The organism is Nocardia sp. NPDC059195 (assembly GCF_042754695.1).
GTDB lineage: Bacteria > Actinomycetota > Actinomycetes > Mycobacteriales > Mycobacteriaceae > Nocardia.
Genome location: NZ_JBHZBG010000034.1, coordinates 1 through 18,906, shown reverse-complemented (window position 1 = coordinate 18,906; position 18,906 = coordinate 1). Strand labels below are relative to the sequence as shown.

Sequence of the window (18,906 nt, the reverse complement as noted above, 5' to 3'; positions counted from 1 at the left end):
TGCTGGTCGGGCTACTCGGACTCTACTTCGCCGGGGGTTCGATGGCCAATTGCGGTGGCACCGATCCTGTTGCGGTGCAGTGCGTCCGGTTATCGGCAGTCAGTCCAATCGCAATCCCTGCAGGGCGAGCTAGTACTGCAACGGCACTCGTGGGTCAGTCGAGAGGATGGCCTCGGCGGCGACCGAGAACCGCTGCCAGGTCACGCCAAGTCGCTTTCACGATCTTGTCCGGTTTGCCGAGATGGAGATGCTGTCTGCATCATGCGCTTGAGCGCGGTGCGGGCAGCGATAAGTTCCTCGTCCAGCGCGGCTGCACGGCCAGTGGCGGTATCAGCACGATCGCGTTCGGATTCGAGCTGCGATCGCAGGTCGGCGGCGATTTGTTCGAGCTCGTGGATGCGTTCGACGAGCCGCTCGTGGGGAACCTGCTCGAGCTGCCCGCCGAGCAGTAACTGAACCTTCTTGCTCAGTTGCTCGCGTTCGGCCCGCAGGCTGCGGATTTCGTCACGTGCCAGCAGTAGCTCGGTGCGCAGGCCCTCGGCGCTGGCGTTGGTGGTTGCCCCTCGCCGCGAGCTTGGGCTGGTGGTGGCCTGCTGGGCGATGGCGGCTTGGACGGCATCGTGGACTGCGGTGGTGTTGTAGATGAACCAGGTGGACACGGCCGCGCGCCGCGCGACCTCGCTGATGGTGATCCGCTCGCCCGCGGCGAGCAGGTCAGCGACGGCGGCCAGGGCGCGCTCGTGTTTGGCGGTGCTATCACGGCGACGGGCATCGATGAGTCGGCGGGTGCGTTCGGCACGATCAGCTACTGCCATGGCGTGCGTCCTTGCGGGTAGTGATCGAGGCGAGGGGGATGAACGCGGCGGCTTGGCGCGCCTTGCGCAGTTCGCGCGCGGCGTCTTCGACACCGGCGCGCTGCTCGGGCGGCAGTCCCGCGAGCATGTCGGCCATCGAGGTGACAACGGTGGAGAACGCGCTGATCTGAGCATCGAAGTTGCCGATGACCCAGTCGGCGGCGTCGGTGGCCAGCGCGACCTCCTTGTCGGCTCGCAGGCTGGCGACGTGCTGTTCGATCGCCGGAAGATAGGACGGATCCGGGGCGTAGAACGAGCAGCCCGCGCATTGGAATCGGACCGGGCAGCGCTGGCCGCCGGCTTTGATGTTCGACGGCTCGGTGCAGTTGCCGAACGGGACGGCCACCGACTGGCGTTCGTAGTCGGCGGTGGAGGTGAAAGCGGCGGGGTGCCCGGACCGGTCAACGACGAATGCGGCGATCTTCTCGGTCGCAGATCGCTTGCGCTTCAACGAGATCGAGTAGTAGCCCATCGTGGTCTCGATGCTGCGATGGTCCATCAGTTCGCAGAGGACATCGACCGGAGTGCCGTTGTCGGCATGGCGCTGCGCATAGGCATGCCGCAGGCCGTAGGGGGTGATCACCGACCGGTCGAAGGGAATGGGGTTTCCCGCGTCATCAAGGCGCTGATCGACGATCTCGGGGATGGCGTCGGTCCAACTCGCGAAGACCTTCGTACCGAAGTGCTGGGACGTCAGGTGCCCCCGGCGAACGTTGTTGCGGGTACCCGGAGTGGGAAATACCCACTCGTGCAATGCATCTGGAACAGAGAGTTGCTCGAGATGGTCGAGCCAGGATCGGATCACCGTGGCGGTGTCCTGGTGGATCGGCAGCCGCCGTCCCATCCGCCGGCGCTTGTGGTTGTCGTAGATGAGCGTCGGCTTGCCCTCGACCCAGTCCAGGCAACCGCGTCGCAGCGAGGTGATCTCGTTCGGGCGGCGACCGGTGTCGCGCAGGATCTTGTAGACCGTCTGATACATCCTGGCGAAATCCGCTGCCGCCCATCCGGCCATCGCGTAGCTGGAATGACTGCCCAGCAGGTCGACATGCGCGTCGAGTTGGGCGATGACGTGTTCGGGGATCGTTCGGCCGAGGTCGTCCTCGCTGATCTCGACGGGCGCGATGGAATGAAACCGCGGGTCGATCGCAAACCCGCCGGGAACGGCGTCCATGGCACCGCTGCGGCGGGAGTGCTCGATCATCGGGCGCCAGCACCCGAGCAGGCCGCGCTGATGCGAGACCGAGTACGCGACGCCGTCGCGGTCGGCGCCACCGCGGAAACCGTCGATGACCGCGCTCATGTCGCCGATGTCCAGCAGGTCAGGGCGGTCGCCGTTGGAACGCAAAGACAGTTGCCGCGAGGCGATTTCGACGGCGTGGATGGTCTGCCGTAGCACCGTCACCGGTGGTCGGATCTCGCGGGCGAACCGCTTGGTGACCTCGCGCAGCCAGAGCTGGTCGATGCCACGGAAGTCCACGACACCGCCAACCGCGCGGTAGTGACGGTCTGCTGCGGCCTGCAGGCCCACCACCGCCGGATTCCAGATGTCGCCCAGTGTCGGGTCGGTGCCGGTGAACACGGTGTGCGCCCGCAACAGATGCGTGACGATCGACCGGAATACTCCTCGTGCGTCGGCGGGCAGGGCGTTCTCGAACCCGGTGTCACCGGCCAGCAGCAGCAAGGACTCGCAGCTGGGCGGCAGTTCTACAACGATGCGGCGGACCCGAGCCGGGACCAGGGCGAGGTTGTCACGGTCACGCTGAGAAAGCCCGTAGAGCAGTTCGGCCGCGAGTACCGCATCGACTCCGCTGAGATCGAAATGGCCGACGATGGCTGGCTCCGGGCCGGGGCGCGGATGTGCGTCCGGGTCGAAGGTCCGGTCGAAACTGTCCTGGTCGCCGCTGCGATTGCAGTAGCGTCGACAGCGCGAGCAACGCCGATTGTGGTTCTCGACCTGGGTGTTACAGCGTTCGACGCGACAAGCGAACACCGACGTCATCGGGTTCCCGATCCGGCCCGTGAACACCCGCCGCTGCGAGTCCCACTCCCCGGCGCGCCAATCCGGATCCAGCTGCGCGGCTAACCACTGCTGCCAGCTCGGCCGGTCCTCAACCGTCGGCGGACTCCACGTAGTGACCCTTGCCGGGGCGCTCACACGCCCACCCGTTCCACAGCCGCGCGCAGATCCTGAGGGTCAGGATGCTGGTAGATCGCGGTCGAGGCCCGGCTGGCATGGCCGAGCAGAGCCTGCACCACATCGATGTCGACGCCGGCGCGGGTCCACGTTGTTCCGGCGGTGTGGCGGAGCATGTGCGGGCGCAACCGGAATCCGCACCGATTGCCGATCCGTTCGACGATCTGCTTGGCATTCGAATACGACATCGGCGCCCCGGCCTGCGCACCGACGAGGTTGACCAGCACCAGATCACCGTCCATTGCGGCCGGAACCTTGTCCCGTTCGAATAGATACTCCCGATACTGGGCCACGACCTCGCCTTCCACCGGAACGACCCGTGCCCGGCCGCCCTTGGCGCGGGCCGAGTTCGGGTTGTTCTGCCGGGGCACCACATGCACGTGTGCTCCTGTATGGGCGCATCCCAGATGCGTCGAGGTCGGCAGCAGATGCATGTCCTCGCGGTGCAGGCCCAACATCTCGCCGATCCGCAGCCCGGCCCGCACCAGCAGCAAAACCAGGAACCGGTCACGCGCGGTTCGCGCCTGCGTCAGGGCCGCCAAAAGCTGTTCGGGAGTAACGGTTTTCGGTGCTACCTCAATTTCCGGCGCCTTGAGCGCCCGACTGCGGATCATCCGGAACTGGCCACCTTCGCCGACGTCGAAACCGGTGGGCAAATGAGCCAAATATTTCGGTTGGGACAACCCCGCGATCGTCTCGGACGAGACGAACCCCCGGGAGGCGCAGAACCGCAGGAACTCACACACTGCGATCAACACCGCGTTCACCGACTTGCCGGCCCGTGTCCCGCCGTGGATCTTCGGCGTCTGTTCCACCGTGAACTTGAATCGAGCCAAGTCGCCGACCCCTACTGTCCGCCAATCCAACCCGAGTCCCAAAGCCCAGTTCAGGAACCAACACACCCGCGGGACATATGCACGAACAGTGTTTGGCGATCGCCCCGCACCGTGCAGGAACAGCACCCACTCGGCCACCTCCGCGACCGGCCGACACGATTTCTCGTCAACGATCACCCAGCTCACTCGCCCCGTCGTGGGCGATACCACCTTCTCGACAACGACCGCCATCAGCCCACCCATCGCTTGTCCCTCCTGTGCCACAAATGCATTCGGATAACAGCGAGGCACGGATGGGTCGTGACACCGATCCTCTCGTCCCTCGGATATGGTTCGGCACTAGAGATAACCCGCAACAACGTCCTGGCCATGCAGTTGCGCGAGGTCGTGCATCGCGGCCGCTGCGTGGTCGTGGCGGGAGCCCTCACCGACCCCTACACCGCCACCGACATCCCCTTCAGCAAATCCGAGGGCGGCCGCATCCAGATCGACCACGTCTATCCCCTGGCCGCCGCCTGGGACATGGGCGCGGCCACCTGGCACCCCGACAAGCGCCGCCGCTTCGCCAATGACCTCGCGGTCAATCTCCTGGCCACCGGCGCCGCGACGAACCAGTCCAAAGGCGACGACACCCCGTCCGGCTGGCTCCCACCCGCGCGGCCGAACCACTGCTTCTACGCGGCGAAGTACCTCACCGTCGCCGTCGGCTACGACCTACCGATCACCGCCGCCGACAACGCCACCCTGCATGACATCGCCCGCGGCTGTCCGTGAGCCACCACCGGCGCTCACTCTCCGGTGGCCACGGCCCGCTTCGGGTCGTTCGACCACTGCGAGTACGAGCCCGGGTACAGGGCGGCGTCGATACCAGCGACAGCGAGAGCCGCGATCTGGTGGGCGGCGGTGACACCGGATCCGCAGTACACCGCGACCGGGCCTTCGCCGAATCCGGCGAAGCGAGCACGCAGGTCTTCGCCGCTCCGGAACTGCCCTGTGCCATCGAGGTTTTCGGCAGTCGGTGCGCTCACCGCGCCAGGGATGTGTCCGGGACGCGGGTCGATCGGTTCGACCTCGCCGCGGTACCGCTCGCCGGCTCGCGCGTCGAGCAGCACGCCCGGCCAGCTCGCGGCGGCGTCGGCGTCGATCACCGGCAGCCCGCCGGGACGTACCACCAGGTCACCGCAGGCCGGATCCGATTCGGCGCCGCTCGCGAGTTCCCCACCGGCCGCGATCCAGGCGGGCAGCCCGCCGTCGAGGATGCGCACGTTGTCCACACCGGCCCACCGCAGCAGCCACCATGCGCGCGCAGCCGCCGTCGCACCGGTCGCGTCGTAGACCACCACTGGATCCCCGGTGCTCAATCCCCAACTGCGCGCACACTTCTCGAAGGTGCCGGGGTCGGGTAGCGGATGCCTGCCGCGGGCAGGCGCAGGCGCACCGGCCAGCTCGGTCTCCAGGTCGACGAACACCGCGCCGGGAATATGCCCGTCGAGATAGTGCTGCGGCCCATTCGGATCACCCAGTGCCCACCGCACATCGAGCAGATGAATCGCCTTGTCCGCCAGCTCTTCCCGAAGCTCAGTCGCAGAGATCAACACCGCACCCACTACCACTCCTCCCAGCCGTTGCCGACCTGCCCCATCGTTCCCGACACCCTACGCACCCGCTCCGGATACGGCACCCAACTGCGCGAGACCGACTACCTCGCCGAACCGCCGACCTTCGCCACGACCGCCCGATCGGCACAGCGCGACACTGCTCGCGCGCCACGCCTCGATCCGCGCGGCCCGAGCCCCGGCGCCGGCACCACTCGACAACGCACAGCCATACCTGCGCGCGGCGGCAGGCGTTCCTGCAGGCCGATCACGAAACTGGACTGGACATCCGACTGGACGAATCGGTCCACTTTCGCGGGACTGGCAGGCGACGGCCGGGGATTCGTCGGGCAATATCGGCACAATGCAGCAGGTCTCCACCACCACTTCCCGTGATGTCGCCGACAAACCGGCAGGCATAGCGCAGCCGCTCGGCGCCGGCGCTATCACCGCACTGGTCGGCTTCACGAGTTCGTTCGCGGTGGTGCTCAGCGGGTTGCGGGCAGTCGGGGCGAGTCCCGCGCAGGCGGCCTCGGGGTTGCTGATCCTGTGCTTCACCCAAGGCATCGGCATCCTGCTGTTGAGTTTGCGGTACCGGATTCCGATCACGCTGGCCTGGTCAACGCCGGGTGCCGCCCTGCTGGCCAGCACCGGACTGGTCGCGGGCGGCTGGCCCGGCGCAGTCGCGGCCTTCGCGGTAACCGGCGTGCTGATCGTGATCACCGGCCTCTGGCAACGGCTCGGCTCGCTGGTGGCCGCGATCCCGGTCCCGATCGCCCAGGCGATGCTTGCCGGTGTCCTCGTCCCGCTGTGTTTGGCCCCGGTGCAGGCGCTGCGAACCTCGCCCGCGGTGGTCATCCCCGTCATCGTGGTGTGGCTGGTCCTGCAACGGTTCGCATCCAAATGGGCGGTGCTCGTCGCCTTCGCCACGGCGGCCCTCGGTACTGGCATCGACATTGTCGTGAACAACCGGAACCTGGACTTGTCCGCCATGGTCCCAACGGTGGAATGGACTGCGCCCCAATGGCATTGGCAGGCCATTATCGGCATCGCCGTGCCGCTCTACATCGTCACCATGGCCTCCCAGAACATCCCCGGCGTCGCGGTGATGCGCTCATTCGACTTTCAGGTCCCGTGGCGCCCGGCCATGCTCGTCACCGGCATCGGCACCATCATCGGTGCCGCGGCGGGTGGCCACGCGATCAACCTCGCCGCCATCAGCGCCGCCTTGGCCGCCGCCCCCACCGCCAGCCCCGATCCCAAGCGACGCTGGATCGCCGCGGCCACCGCGGGCGCCACCTACCTGGTCCTCGGCCTCGCCTCCGCCGCCCTGGTCACCCTCATCGCCGCCGCCCCCGCGGGCACCATCGAAACCGTCGCGGGCCTGGCCCTGCTGGCCACCCTCGCCGCCGCCCTGACCGGCGCCCTCAGCGACCCAGCCCATCGCATGGCAGCCCTGGTCACCTTCCTCGTAGCAGCCTCCGGCACCACCCTCTTCGGCATCGGCGGCGCCTTCTGGGCCCTCGTCGCCGGGCTGGTCGTCCGCCGCTTCCTCCCCACCGGTACCTGACCATCCACCACGCCGTTCATCGGCGCGACGGGCGGTTCAGCGAGGACAGCACCGGCCGGACACATAGCGCTGTCCGTAACTGGGCGGAGCGCGGGCGCTCCCGACGGAGAGATGTCAGTTCGGACCAGCCAGGCGGTCGAGAAGGGGGCCCGTTCGCGGTCCGACGAGTTCGCGCATGACCAGGGCCATATTGGTGCGCTCCACGCCGGGGATCTTCAGGATTCGGCCCGCGATGCGGTAGAGGTCGTCGGCGTCGCGGGCGACGATGCGCACGGTGAGGTCGGTGGCGCCGGTCATGCCGCAGACCTCGGTGACCTCGGCGACGTCGGCCAGGTCGTCCACCACGGCGTCGAGTCGGTGCTGGTCGACCACGACCGCGACGAAGGCTGCCAGTGGGTAGCCGAGGGCGCGGGGTTCCACCCGGCGTTCGAAGCTGCCGAGCACCCCACCGCTGTCCCAGCGGGCCAGACGCGCCTGCACCGTGTTGCGCGACAGGCCGAGGCGCGCCGCGAGCTCCACCCCGGTGGCGCGCGGGTTGGCGATCAGTTCGCGCAGTAGCCGCGCGTCGGTGGCATCGAGTGTCACGGCGTCCGGTTCGCGACTGGTCATACAACGCAGTATGACAGCGCCGGACCGGCGCAGACCATGCATTCTGCTCATTTGCGCGTGTGCAGCTTGCGCACCCCGCGTTATCGTGGATGCTGAGTGATACACATCGCACTCAGCGAAAGTGGCGTACCTGCGTCGGCCCACAAGGCACGGTGGCGAGGAGGCGATCACGATGTCGCAGAAGCAGACCTACCCGGTCCAGTTGATTCAGCCCGACGGTCGTCGGGTGTTCGACAAGGAGCACGGCGCGCTGGTCGCCGATGTCGATGCCGAGCGGTTGCGGCAGTTGTATCGGGACATGGTGATCACCCGCCGGATCGATGTCGAAGCGACCGCGTTGCAACGCCAAGGCCAGCTCGGATTGTGGCCGCCACTGCTCGGCCAGGAGGCCGCGCAAGTCGGCTCGGCACACGCGCTGCACCCCGATGACTACGTGTTCTGTTCCTACCGCGAAACCGCCGTCGCGTACTGCCGAGGCGTGCCGCCCGAGCAGCTCACCGCCCTGTGGCGCGGCGTCTCCCACCACTGCTGGGACCCCGGCGAGGTCAATATGACCAATGCCAATATCGTCGTCGGCTCCCAGGGCCTGCACGCCACCGGTTACGCCTTCGCCGCCCACCTCGACGGCGCCGATATCGCGACCATCACCTATTTCGGCGACGGCGCGACGAGCCAGGGCGATATCGCCGAAGCACTCGGATTCGCCGCGGCGTGGAGCGCGCCGGTCGTGTTCTTCTGCCAGAACAATCAGTGGGCGATCAGCGAACCGGTGGCCGTGCAGAGCAAATTCCCGCTGGTGCGCCGTGCCGACGGCTACGGGATTCCGGGCGTGCAGGTCGACGGCAACGATGTCCTCGCCGTCCTGGCCGTCACCCGGCAAGCCGTCGAACGCGCCCGCACCGGCGGCGGCCCCACCTTCATCGAGGCGATGACCTACCGGATGGGCCCGCACACCACCGCCGACGACCCGAGCCGCTATCGGACTGCCGCCGACACCGAGTACTGGGGACAGCGTGACCCCATCGAACGCGTGCGTTTACTCCTCGAGCACGAGGGCCACCTCTCCCCCGCGTTCGCCCAGCAGGTCACCGACGAGGCCGACGACGTCGCCCGCCGCCTGCGCACCGCGACGATCGAGATGCCCGACCCCGATCCCGAGCGGATGTTCGACAACGTCTACGCCACCGAGCACTCGCTGATGACCGAAGAGCGCCAACAGTTCTCGGCCTACCTCGCCGAAGGAGCGCAGTCATGATCACCACCTTCGCCGCCGCCCTCAACACCGGCCTGCGCAACGCGATGGAAGACGACGCCAAGGTCGTCTTGCTCGGCGAGGACATCGGTCGGCTCGGTGGCGTGTTCCGCGTGACCGACACCCTGCAGAAGGATTTCGGCGACAACCGCGTCATCGACACGCCGCTGGCTGAATCCGGCATCGTCGGAACAGCTTTCGGGATGGCGTTGCGCGGGTACCGGCCCGTGGTGGAGATCCAGTTCGACGGTTTCGTCTATCCGGCCTTCGACCAGATCGTTTCCCAGGTCGCCAAGATCCACAACCGTACCGGTGGAAAAGTGAAGGCTCCGTTGACAATCCGCATTCCGTTCGGCGGTGGCATCGGCGCGGTCGAGCACCATTCGGAATCACCGGAGGTGTATTTCGCGCACACCGCGGGCCTTCGCGTTGTCTCACCGAGTACGCCCGCCGACGCGTATTCGATGATCCGCCAGGCCATCGCACTGGACGATCCGGTGATCTTCTTCGAACCGAAACGTCGCTATTGGGACAAAGCCGACGTGGATTTCGAAGGCGAACCGGATCTGCCACTGCACAAGGCCAGGGTCTGTACCCGCGGCGTCGATGTCACCGTCGTCGCCTACGGCGGCACCGTCGCCACCGCGCTGACAGCGGCGAAAATCGCTGCCGAGGAAGGTCATTCGCTCGAGGTGATCGACCTGCGCAGCCTCTCACCGATCGACGTGGACACGATCGCCGAATCGGTGGACAAGACCGGCAGGCTGATCGTCGTGCACGAGGCGCCCGTGTTCGCCGGGCTCGGCGCCGAGATCGCCGCCCGCGTCACCGAACGCTGCTTCTATCACCTGGAGGCGCCGGTGCTGCGCGTCGGTGGCTACGACATTCCCTACCCCCCGGCTAAGCTCGAAAAGCACCACCTGCCCGACCCCGACCGCATTCTGGCGGCGGTCGACCGCTGCCTTTCCGCCTGAATCGTCAGGGCCGGCGGCGGTAGCTTGCCAACAGAGCGATGAAAGGTGCCCTCGTGCCGGAACCAGCCGCCACCGACGACGGTCATGTTCTCGAATTCCGCCTGCCCGACCTGGGCGAAGGCCTGGCCGACGGCGACCTGGTGTCCTGGGCCGTCGCGGTCGGCGACACGGTGGAACTGAACCAGACCATCGCCGAGGTGGAGACCGCGAAGGCCGTGGTCGCGCTGCCGTCGCCGTTCTCCGGGGTGGTGGTCGAACTGCTGGCTCAGCCCGGTGACACCGTGCCGGTCGGCGCGCCGCTGATCCGGGTGCGCAACGACCTAGAGGTGTCCCCGCCGCCGGCCGCGGAGCCGCGCACGAACGTCCTGGTCGGCTACGGGCCCGAGGCCGAATCGACTTCGCGCAGAAGGAAATCCACACCGTCGATGGCCGCGAGCACGCCGAGCACCCACCGCGCCGCCGCGACTCCCGCGGCACGCAAACTGGCCAAGGAACTCGGCATCGACCTGTGGTTCGTCGCGGGTTCGGGACCGGAGGGCGCGGTCACCGTCGAAGACGTGCGCTCGGCCGTTCCGGTGACCCAGCCGCGTACCCCGGCCCGCCTCGGTGACATCGCGCCGACCCCGTCGAACGGCCACGTCACCGACGCTGACGGGCTCATCGAGCCGACAGCCCGCGAAGAACGCACCCCCATCGCGGGCATCCGCAAGCGCACAGCGGCCGCGATGCAGGCCAGTTCGCGCACGATCCCGCAGGCGAGCACCTTCGTCACCGTCGACTGCACGGCCTCGATGGAACTGCTCGACCACCTGCGCACCACCAAATCCTTCGAAGACCTCACTCTCACCCCGCTGGCCCTGGTCGCCAAGGCGACGCTGGCGGCGATCGCGGAGTACCCGGGGATCAATACCGCCTGGGACGAGCAGAACCAGGAAATCGTCACCAAGCACTATGTGAACCTGGGGATCGCGGTCGCCTCCGACCGCGGCCTGATGGTGCCCAATCTCAAGGAAGCGCAGTCACTGAGCCTGCGCGAACTGTGCCGCGAGATCAGCTGGGCGGCCGAAACGGCCCGCTCCGGCAACGCCACCCCCAACGACCTGCGCGGCGGCACCTTCACCCTCACCAATGTCGGGGTATTCGGCGTCGACTCCGGCGTCCCCCTGGTGAATCCGGGTGAGGCCGCGATCCTGTGCATCGGCTCGATTCGCAAGCGCCCGTGGGTTTTCCGCGATGAACTGGCGGTCCGCTGGGTCACCACCCTCGGTCTCAGCTTCGACCACCGCATGGTCGACGGCGAACTCGGCGCCCGCTTCCTCGCCACCACCGCAGGTTTCCTGGAGGATCCGCTGACACTGCTCAGCCGCATCTGAGAGTCCGTGTGAGCACAACAGTTGTCGATGGCAGGTCATGACCTTGCCGGAAGCCGACCGTATAGTTCGGGCGGTGCGCGTCCGATCAGGCTCGGCGCCGCACGAACACAGATGTCGGCAAGTTCAGCCAGAAAATGGGGGGCGTCATGGGGTATCCGTATGGGCCGCAACAAGGTCAGGGCTATCCGCCCGCTGGTCAGCAGGGTTACCAGCCCGGCGGATATCCGGCTCCCGGTCCCGGTGGGCCCGGGTTCGGCGCTCCCACTTACAACGCCCAGGGTCACAGCACGCCGGGTCCCGGCGCGCCGAGCTACGGCGCTCCAGGTCACAATGGGCCGGGCTACAGCGCTCCCGGTCACGGCATGCCGGGCAACAGCGTTCCCGGCTATGGCGCTCCACAAGGACCGACCAGCGGCACCACTGGAATCATCGCTGCCGTTCTGGCCGTACTGCTTTCGCTGATCTCCCTGGTCAGCGCAGTGGTCGTCTACAACTCACCGTCGTCGTTCGAAGGCGTCGGCGACCTCGTCCAGAACCCGGACGGCTCCTTCAGTCGTCCGGACAAGGCACTACTCCCCGAGGCGATCGGCTACATCGCGGTCTGTGTCATCGTCAGCTTGCTGCTACTCACCGGCTCGATTCTGTTGTTCCTCCGAACGATGGCGGGACAGGTGATCGCCATCGTCGCCGCAGCGCTCAGCGCACTCGTCGGCGCTGGATCCTTCGCACTCGATATACCTTCACTGGTGAGCATCAACGGGCCGATAATCGGCATGGCCCAGCCCGTGCTCTCAATGGTGGCGCTCGCCCTCGCTGTCTCCCCATCGACCGGACGCTGGATCCGTGCAGCCCAGCGGCGACCGAACTACCCGCAGGGCAATTACCAGCGGTATTGAACCGATCCGAGCGATATATCCGACCCGCAACGCTGACGAAACACGGCGCGCACTCACGGTAAAAAACGGGGACTACAACCTGTTACATGAGTGAGGCGCATCCCGTCGACACCAGACTGCCGTTCGCTCGGCAGCTGGCTTTCGGCATCCAGCACGTCCTGATCATGTACACCGGCTGTATCACCGTGCCGCTGGTGTTCGGCGCGGCCGCAGGGCTCGACCGGGCGACGATCGGGCTGTTGATCAGCGCTGATCTGCTGGTCGCGGGCATCATCACGCTGGTGCAGAGCCTCGGTGTCGGCACACTCGCCGGTGCCCGGCTGCCGATCGTGTGTGGTGCCACGTTCGTCGGGCTCAACCCGATGATCCTGATCGCCAAGGAGTACGGGCTCGACGCCGTGTACGGGTCGATGCTGATCGGTGGTGTGGTCGGTGTCGCGCTGGCGTGGCCGTTCGCGCGGGTAGTGCGGTTCTTCCCGCCGCTGGTCACCGGGACCGTGCTGACGGTGGTCGGTGTATCGCTGATCGGGGTCGCCGGGGGCCTGATCATCGGGACCGATCCGAAGTCGCCGAGCTTCGCCTCGCCGTCGAATATCGGGCTGGCCGCCGTGGTCGTGCTGATCGCGGTCGGGTTCGTCTGCCTCGGGCGCGGCGTGTGGTCGCAGCTCGGCGTGCTGATCGCGCTGGTCGCGGGCATCGTGATCGCGCTGCCGATGGGGCTGATCACCACTGCGGGGGTCGGCACCGCCGACTGGATCGGCATCCCGCAGCCGTTCCACTTCGGGTCGCCGCAGTTCCCGGTGACCGCGGTGGTGGCGATGAGCATCGTGATGGCCGTGGTGTTCGCCGAGTCGACCGCGAGCATGCTGGCGATCAGCGAGATCACCGGCAAACCGCTCGGCAAGGGCGATCTCGCGCGCGGCCTGGTCGGCGACGGCCTGTCGGGCGTGCTCGGCGGCATCTTCACCGCGTTCGTCGACACGATCTTCAATCAGAACGTCGGCGCGGTCGCCACGACCAGGGTCTACAGCCGGTATGTGACCGCGGTGAGCGGCGCGATCCTGGTGGTGCTCGGGCTGGTGCCACGCATCGGCGAGGTGGTGGCAGTGATTCCGAAGCCGGTGGTCGGCGGGGTCGGGCTGGTGCTGTTCGCGACGGTCGCCGTCGTCGGCGTCACCACGCTACTGAAAGCCGATCTGACGGACCGGGTCAACGCCACCGTCGCCGCCACCGCGATCGGCATCGGACTGCTCCCGGTCTTCACCAAGGACATGTTCGACAGGTTCCCTACCTCGGCGCAGATCCTCCTCGACAGCGGTGTCACCCTCGGCGCGGCCACCGCGTTCCTGCTGAACCTGGTCTTCAACCACACTCGCCTCGGCACCGTCGCGCGCGGCTCGACCACACCACCACCGACGTCTCTGCCCACCACCGGGCAACCTGCCGCCGCGATCTGATCGAGCCGAGAGAACCAGTCGCGGCCTGCGCCACATTCCCAGCCCGCACATCCCGACCCCGAGGAGGGATCGGCGGGACCGCCGGGGGCGCGAACTCGAGCGCGCCAGCGCTCCACGAATCGAGCTAGGGTGCGGGGATGGAGATAGCAGGCAAGGTCGCGATCGTCACCGGCGCGGGTGCGGGTATCGGTGCCGCACTCGCTCATCGTCTCGTCGCCGGTGACGCGCGGGTAGTCGTCGCCGATCTCGACGCGGACAGCGCGGCGAAGGTGGCGGCCGACCTCGGCGCCCATGCGATCGCGGTCGGTGGTGATGTGGCCGATGAGCAGGTCGTCGCGGAAGTGATCGCCACCGCCGAACGCGAATTCGGCCCGGTAGACCTATATTTCGCGAACGCCGGCATCGGTGGCGGCCCCGGTCTCGACAGCACCGAGGCGCAGTGGGCGAGCACCATCGACATCAACGTCATGGCCCACGTGCGGGCCGCGAAACTGCTTGTTCCCGGCTGGCTCGAGCGCGGCAGCGGCTATTTCGTCTCCACCGCGTCCGCTGCGGGCCTGCTCACCCAAATCGGTTCCGCCCCTTACTCGGTGACCAAACACGCGGCGGTCGGCTTCGCCGAATGGCTCTCGGTCACCTACGGCGACAAGGGCATTCGCGTGAGCTGCCTGTGCCCGATGGGGGTGGACACCCAACTGCTCACCGGTGCGCTCATCCCCGACAGCCCGGAAGCAGCCGCGCTGGCGATCAAAGCCGTGAAGACGGCGGGCGCGGTGCTCTCCCCCGAGGAAGTCGCCGACACCGTCGTCGAGGCGATGGCCGCCGAGCACTTCCTGATCCTGCCGCACCCCGAGGTACTGCAGATGTACCGCAACAAGGGTTCCGACTACGACCGGTGGATTTCCGGCATGCGCCGGTTCCAGACCATGCTGCGCGCGTGAACACCGGACGATACGCCCGAAAAAATTCGGCGAGGTAGCGGCGAGATCGCTCGATTCCTGCCACGATGGTCGGTAGCCGCCGGTCACGATCCGCTGACCGGCGGAGGTCTACGCGGAGATCCGGCGATGGCACACCTGATGTATTTCAAGAAGGTTCGCGACGAACTCACCGAGGTCGAGTACGCCTGGGGACCGAGCCGGGACCAACTCGACTCGTCGGTGGTGATCGACAAAACCACCTTCGCCGCCCTCCCCGGGCCACCGGGCTACTCGCCGGCAGGCCAGATCATCCTGCGCGCCCGCCGCGGCAGCGAATGGCCCGAGGTAGGGGTCATAGCCTCCTGAAGGCTGTACCGCGACGGGCTCCAGACCCGCAGATCCCCCGAGGTAGGGGTTATAGCCTCCTGAAGGCTGTACCGCGACGGGCTCCAGACCACTAATCGGTGACGAGTTCTGCTGCCGCCGTGCGCACGACTTCGGGGATCGCCACCGGTTTGCGGGTGTCGGCGTCGACATAGACGTGGACGAATTCGCCGGTCGCGGCGAGCTCGAGACCGGCTTCGCCCTCTCGGAAGATCGCCAGATCGTAGGTGATGCTCGAGTTGCCGAGGCGGGCGATACGAAGCCCCACCTGAAGCTGGTCGGGGAAGCTCACCGACCCGTGGAACCGGCACGAAGTCTGCGCGACGACGCCGAGGGCGGGCAGCTCGGTGATATCGGTGCCGGTGGCGCGCATCAGCCAGGCGTTCACGGCGGTGTCGAAGAAGGAGTAGTAGGTCACGTTGTTCACGTGGCCGTACTGGTCGTTGTCGGCCCACCGGGTCGGCATCGGCCACAGGACGGGATAGCTCATCGGGCCATCATGCCGCGCTTCCCTGCCGGTGGTCGCGCGGGCTCACCCCGAAGTGCCGTTTGAAGGCGGTGCTGAGCGCGAACGCGCTCCCGTATCCCACCTGGTGAGCGATGGATTCCACCGTCACATCGGATTCGGCGAGCAGATCGGCCGCGAGCGAGAGCCGCCATTCGGTCAGGAAACTCATCGGAGGTTCCCCGACCAGCTCGGTGAATCGGCGGGCCAGCGCGGCGCGCGACATGCCGACCGCCTCGGCCAACGCGACCACCGTCCACGGATGGGCCGGATTGTGTTGGAGCAGGCGAAGGGCCTTGCCGACCACCGGGTCGCTGTAGGCGTGATACCAGGCGGGGGCGTCGTCGCGGGCGAACCACGCGCGCAGCGCGGCGATGAGCAGCAGATCGAGCAGGCGGTCGAGGACGGCGGTTTGCGCGGGCAGGTCCTTGGTCGCCTCGTCGACGAGCAAATCGAGCAATCGAGTATCGAGCTCCCCGCGCGGCAGCACCGCGACCTGCGGCAGCGCGCGCAGCAACCGTCTACTCACCGCGCCCGCCGATTCGTAGGTTCCGGTGACCATCAGCGTCTCACCCTCGGGATCGGTGCCCCACTGCCGCACACCGAGACTCAGTGTCTCGCAGAGTATTTCGCCATCCGGCGTCGTGGTGACCTGACCCGGCCGGATGACGATCTCGGGTTCGGTCGCCGGATCGTCGGCCACCGTATACGGCTGCGGCCCACGGAAAACCGCCACATCGCCCGCGCCGAGTTGCCGCGGGGGCATCGAATCCGTACTGACCCAAGCTTTTCCGCGGATCATCGCGAGCACCGTGAGCGGGGCCTCATCCTGCACGCGCAGCGACCACGGCGGGTTCAGCAGCGAACACATGAGGAACGCACCACGGGCGCGTGGACCTTCGAGCAGACCGGCTAACGCATCCACCCTGTCCAGAGTAGACGACAACGCGTAGACGACAACGCATGTTCGTGAGCGGCACGACGATGTCGCCGCGAGCCGCGCGGCGGTGTACTTATCTCATGACAAACACCGCTTCTCACCAGCAGCTTTCCCTCATCACCGGCGCTACGGGCAAGACCGGCAGCCGGGTGGCGGCCCTCCTCGAATCCGCCGGACGACCGGTTCGCCACGGCTCGCGCACCGCCGCGATCCCCTTCGACTGGACCGACCGCGAGACCTGGGCACCCGCGCTCACGGGTGTCGACTCCGTCTACCTGGCCTTCCAGCCCGACCTCGCCGTCCCCGGCGCCCCGGACATCATCCGCGCGTTCACCGCCGCCGCCCGATCCGCCGGCGTGCGCTCGGTGGTGCTGCTGTCGGGTCGCGGCGAACCAGAAGCGCTGGAATGCGAAGAGATCGTGCGGGATTCGGGCCTGAGCTGGACCATCGTGCGCTGCGCCTTCTTCGCCCACAACTTCAGCGAAGGCGCCTTCGTCGACGACGTGCTCGCCGGCGCGGTAGCGCTGCCCAACGGCGATGTGCCGGAGCCGTTCGTGCACGTCGACGACATCGCCGAGGTGGCGGCGGCCGCACTCACCGACCCGAGCCACGCCGGTCAGCTCTACGAACTCACCGGCCCACGCGCCCTGACCTTCGCCGATGCGGTCGGCGAGATCGCCGCGGCGACCGGTCGCGAGATCGCCTTCATCCCCGTGTCCCGGCCGGAATTCGTTGCGGCCCTGAGCGAATACCAGGTTCCCGAGGACGCGATCAGCCTGCTCGACTATCTCTTCGGCACCATCCTCGACGGCCGCAATTCTTCCACCGCCGACGGTGTCCGCCGCGCCCTCGGCCGCGAGGCCCGCGATTTCACCGACTACGCCAAGGAGACCGCCGCCACCGGAGCCTGGACACCCCAGCAGTAATAGCTGGACCGTCGATCACCAGGCAATGGCGCAAGTATCGCCCGAGAGGCGATCCGCGCCCTTGCCTGGTGATCTCGAAATGCCAGGTGCACCGCGATCAGCGGCGAGGCCGGAGTCCTGCCCGGTACCGTCGAAGCGGTGAGTTCAGTGACGATCGACCGCGGACTTCGGCTGGCCAGGGCCGCGGTGTTCGCGGCTTTCACGCTGAACGGGGTTCTGCTGGCCATGTGGGTGGTCCACATTCCGGCGATCACCGACCGGACCGGGGTGTCGCCCTCGACGCTCAGCGTGCTCGTGCTGCTGATGGCGGGCGCTGCGCTCGTCGGTATGCGGCTCGCGGGCCCGGCCGCCGACCGGTTCGGCAGCCGCACGCTGGTCGCCTTGGCCGCATCGGCCATATCCGTGACCGTACTCGGCCCGGGGCTGGCGACCGATCCGGTCACCTTGGCGATTGCCTTGGCCTGCTTCGGGTTCGGGATGGGCGCCCTCGACGTATCGATGAACACCCAGGCGGTGCACGTGGAACGTGCGTACCGCCGACCGATCATGTCCTCGTTCCATGCGATGTTCTCGGCGGGCGCGTTCGCCGGTTCTCTGGTTGGCGCGGCCGCCCAACACGCGGGGTGGGCGACGCAGCTGACGCTGCTCTGCTCCGGGATCGGCGGGCTGGTCATCACCGCAGTGCTGGTGCCACACTTGCTCGGCCACAGCCGAACCGAATCACCCTCGCATCCAGAGCATTACGACAGTTCCGGTGCGCAGCCCGTCTTCACCGCGAGCCAGGATGCGACAGCCGACTCGCACGCAACCGCGGGCGGACGAGACCATCCCCACGCGAGCCACTCGACAGAACTCCGACCCCGCGGTGCCGTTCCCGCCGACTCGGCTCGGCTCCGCACCGACCAGCGGAGCGAACGACGCCGGCGAACACAGAAAGTGTTCTCGCTCGGGTGTATCGCGTTCGTCCTTCTCCTCGCCGAGGGTGTGGCGGCCGACTGGAGTGCACTACAGGTACGCGAACACCTCGACACCTCCGAGGCAGCTGCCGCCCTAGCTTTCGGCGCCTTCTCCGCCACCATGACCCTCGGTCGATTCCTCGCCGATCGGGTGAGTGGCGCCATCGGCCCCGTAGCGATCGTCCGCTACGGAAGCCTGCTCGCCGCAGCGGGATTCGCAGTGGTCATCGCCTCACCTTGGCTCCCACTCACCCTCCTCGGCTGGGCGATGTGCGGCCTCGGCCTCGCAGGCGGCGTCCCCCAGATCTTCTCCACCGCAGGCAACCTCGGCGGCACCACAGCGGCAACAGACATGTCCCGCGTCTTCACCATCGGCTACCTCGGCCTCCTAGCAGGCCCCGCCATGATCGGCTGGCTCACCGCCCTGATCCCCCTCACCGCCGCACTCACGATGCCCCTGATCCTCACACTGATCTGCGCAGCCGCCGCCAACATCGTCACCCCAGCCCGCACCCCCACCGCACTACCAACCACACCCCACACCCCAAATCCGCCATGACCGTACTCCCCACCACCGCACTCCCGACCCTTAGGGAGGGACGGCCACGAAGTGGCCGGTCCGCGGCCGGGTCGCCGGTTAGCGCTCGAAAGCGCTGAGCCGAAGG

The 18,906-nt window shown here is 67.5% G+C and carries 18 protein-coding genes; 11 read left to right on the top strand and 7 right to left on the bottom strand.

Annotated elements, in window-relative coordinates:
• Window positions 1-200: 200 nt before the first annotated feature.
• Genes ACFXKN_RS29375 through ACFXKN_RS29365 form a run of 3 tightly spaced genes read right to left on the bottom strand, consistent with a single transcriptional unit; the run spans window position 201 to window position 3,884 of the window.
• Window positions 201-815, bottom strand: coding sequence for a DUF6262 family protein (locus tag ACFXKN_RS29375; protein WP_378963649.1), 615 nt, complete (start codon window positions 813-815; stop codon window positions 201-203).
• On the bottom strand, window positions 802-3,009 hold the full coding sequence (locus ACFXKN_RS29370; protein WP_378963650.1) for a tyrosine-type recombinase/integrase: 2,208 nt from the start codon (window positions 3,007-3,009) through the stop codon (window positions 802-804). Before ACFXKN_RS29370 ends, ACFXKN_RS29375 begins: the two co-directional genes overlap by 14 nt.
• Window positions 3,006-3,884 carry a tyrosine-type recombinase/integrase gene (locus tag ACFXKN_RS29365; RefSeq protein WP_378963651.1) on the bottom strand — a complete coding sequence of 293 codons (879 nt, stop codon included), beginning with the start codon at window positions 3,882-3,884 and terminating at the stop codon, window positions 3,006-3,008. The genes ACFXKN_RS29370 and ACFXKN_RS29365 overlap by 4 nt, the downstream gene beginning before the upstream one ends.
• 300 nt (window positions 3,885-4,184) lie before the next feature.
• Between ACFXKN_RS29365 and ACFXKN_RS29360 the strand changes: the two genes are divergently transcribed.
• Window positions 4,185-4,658 carry an HNH endonuclease family protein gene (locus ACFXKN_RS29360; RefSeq protein WP_378963652.1) on the top strand — a complete coding sequence of 158 codons (474 nt, stop codon included), beginning with the start codon at window positions 4,185-4,187 and terminating at the stop codon, window positions 4,656-4,658.
• Between the two features lie 14 nt (window positions 4,659-4,672).
• On the opposite strand, the gene ACFXKN_RS29355 is transcribed toward ACFXKN_RS29360, so the two are convergent.
• The gene (locus ACFXKN_RS29355) at window positions 4,673-5,491 is read right to left on the bottom strand and encodes a sulfurtransferase (RefSeq protein WP_378963654.1); all 819 of its coding nucleotides are present in this window, start codon (window positions 5,489-5,491) and stop codon (window positions 4,673-4,675) included.
• 352 nt (window positions 5,492-5,843) lie between these two features.
• On the opposite strand from ACFXKN_RS29355, the gene ACFXKN_RS29350 reads away from it, so the two are divergent.
• Window positions 5,844-7,049, top strand: a complete 1,206-nt coding sequence (locus ACFXKN_RS29350; protein ID WP_378963657.1) for a benzoate/H(+) symporter BenE family transporter — start codon at window positions 5,844-5,846, stop codon at window positions 7,047-7,049.
• Between the two features lie 114 nt (window positions 7,050-7,163).
• Here the strand turns inward: ACFXKN_RS29350 and ACFXKN_RS29345 are convergent, their stop codons facing one another.
• Window positions 7,164-7,658: an Lrp/AsnC family transcriptional regulator gene (locus tag ACFXKN_RS29345; protein ID WP_378963659.1), complete on the bottom strand. Its 495-nt coding sequence runs from the start codon at window positions 7,656-7,658 to the stop codon at window positions 7,164-7,166.
• Between the two features lie 172 nt (window positions 7,659-7,830).
• Between ACFXKN_RS29345 and pdhA the strand changes: the two genes are divergently transcribed.
• The 7 genes from pdhA to ACFXKN_RS29310 all read left to right on the top strand — a co-directional run bounded on the left by pdhA (window position 7,831) and on the right by ACFXKN_RS29310 (window position 14,896).
• A complete protein-coding gene (pdhA, locus tag ACFXKN_RS29340; RefSeq protein WP_378963660.1) occupies window positions 7,831-8,913 on the top strand; it encodes a pyruvate dehydrogenase (acetyl-transferring) E1 component subunit alpha in 1,083 nt (360 codons plus the stop codon).
• Window positions 8,910-9,884 (top strand): alpha-ketoacid dehydrogenase subunit beta, encoded by a 975-nt coding sequence (locus ACFXKN_RS29335; RefSeq protein ID WP_378963662.1) that lies wholly within the window; start codon window positions 8,910-8,912, stop codon window positions 9,882-9,884. The genes pdhA and ACFXKN_RS29335 overlap by 4 nt, the downstream gene beginning before the upstream one ends.
• 38 nt (window positions 9,885-9,922) lie before the next feature.
• A complete protein-coding gene (locus tag ACFXKN_RS29330; protein WP_379434222.1) occupies window positions 9,923-11,257 on the top strand; it encodes a dihydrolipoamide acetyltransferase family protein in 1,335 nt (444 codons plus the stop codon).
• Window positions 11,258-11,403: 146 nt separating this feature from the next.
• A complete protein-coding gene (locus ACFXKN_RS29325; RefSeq protein WP_379434221.1) occupies window positions 11,404-12,153 on the top strand; it encodes a hypothetical protein in 750 nt (249 codons plus the stop codon).
• A gap of 86 nt (window positions 12,154-12,239) precedes the next feature.
• Entirely contained in the window at window positions 12,240-13,610 is a 1,371-nt protein-coding gene (locus tag ACFXKN_RS29320) for a uracil-xanthine permease family protein (protein WP_379434220.1), read from the top strand.
• Window positions 13,611-13,747: 137 nt separating this feature from the next.
• Window positions 13,748-14,551, top strand: coding sequence for an SDR family oxidoreductase (locus tag ACFXKN_RS29315; protein ID WP_379434219.1), 804 nt, complete (start codon window positions 13,748-13,750; stop codon window positions 14,549-14,551).
• A gap of 126 nt (window positions 14,552-14,677) precedes the next feature.
• Window positions 14,678-14,896: a hypothetical protein gene (locus ACFXKN_RS29310; protein WP_378963667.1), complete on the top strand. Its 219-nt coding sequence runs from the start codon at window positions 14,678-14,680 to the stop codon at window positions 14,894-14,896.
• A 91-nt stretch (window positions 14,897-14,987) separates the two neighbouring features.
• Here ACFXKN_RS29310 and ACFXKN_RS29305 read toward each other — a convergent pair whose 3' ends face one another.
• Together ACFXKN_RS29305 and ACFXKN_RS29300 are read right to left on the bottom strand one after the other, a co-directional pair.
• Window positions 14,988-15,404 carry an acyl-CoA thioesterase gene (locus tag ACFXKN_RS29305; RefSeq protein ID WP_379434218.1) on the bottom strand — a complete coding sequence of 139 codons (417 nt, stop codon included), beginning with the start codon at window positions 15,402-15,404 and terminating at the stop codon, window positions 14,988-14,990.
• Window positions 15,405-15,411: 7 nt separating this feature from the next.
• Window positions 15,412-16,344, bottom strand: coding sequence for an AraC family transcriptional regulator (locus ACFXKN_RS29300; protein ID WP_379434217.1), 933 nt, complete (start codon window positions 16,342-16,344; stop codon window positions 15,412-15,414).
• Window positions 16,345-16,439: 95 nt separating this feature from the next.
• On the opposite strand from ACFXKN_RS29300, the gene ACFXKN_RS29295 reads away from it, so the two are divergent.
• Both ACFXKN_RS29295 and ACFXKN_RS29290 read left to right on the top strand, forming a co-directional pair.
• The gene (locus ACFXKN_RS29295) at window positions 16,440-17,285 is read left to right on the top strand and encodes an NAD(P)H-binding protein (protein WP_379434216.1); all 846 of its coding nucleotides are present in this window, start codon (window positions 16,440-16,442) and stop codon (window positions 17,283-17,285) included.
• A 138-nt stretch (window positions 17,286-17,423) separates the two neighbouring features.
• On the top strand, window positions 17,424-18,800 hold the full coding sequence (locus ACFXKN_RS29290; protein WP_379434215.1) for an MFS transporter: 1,377 nt from the start codon (window positions 17,424-17,426) through the stop codon (window positions 18,798-18,800).
• Window positions 18,801-18,906: the final 106 nt, after the last annotated feature.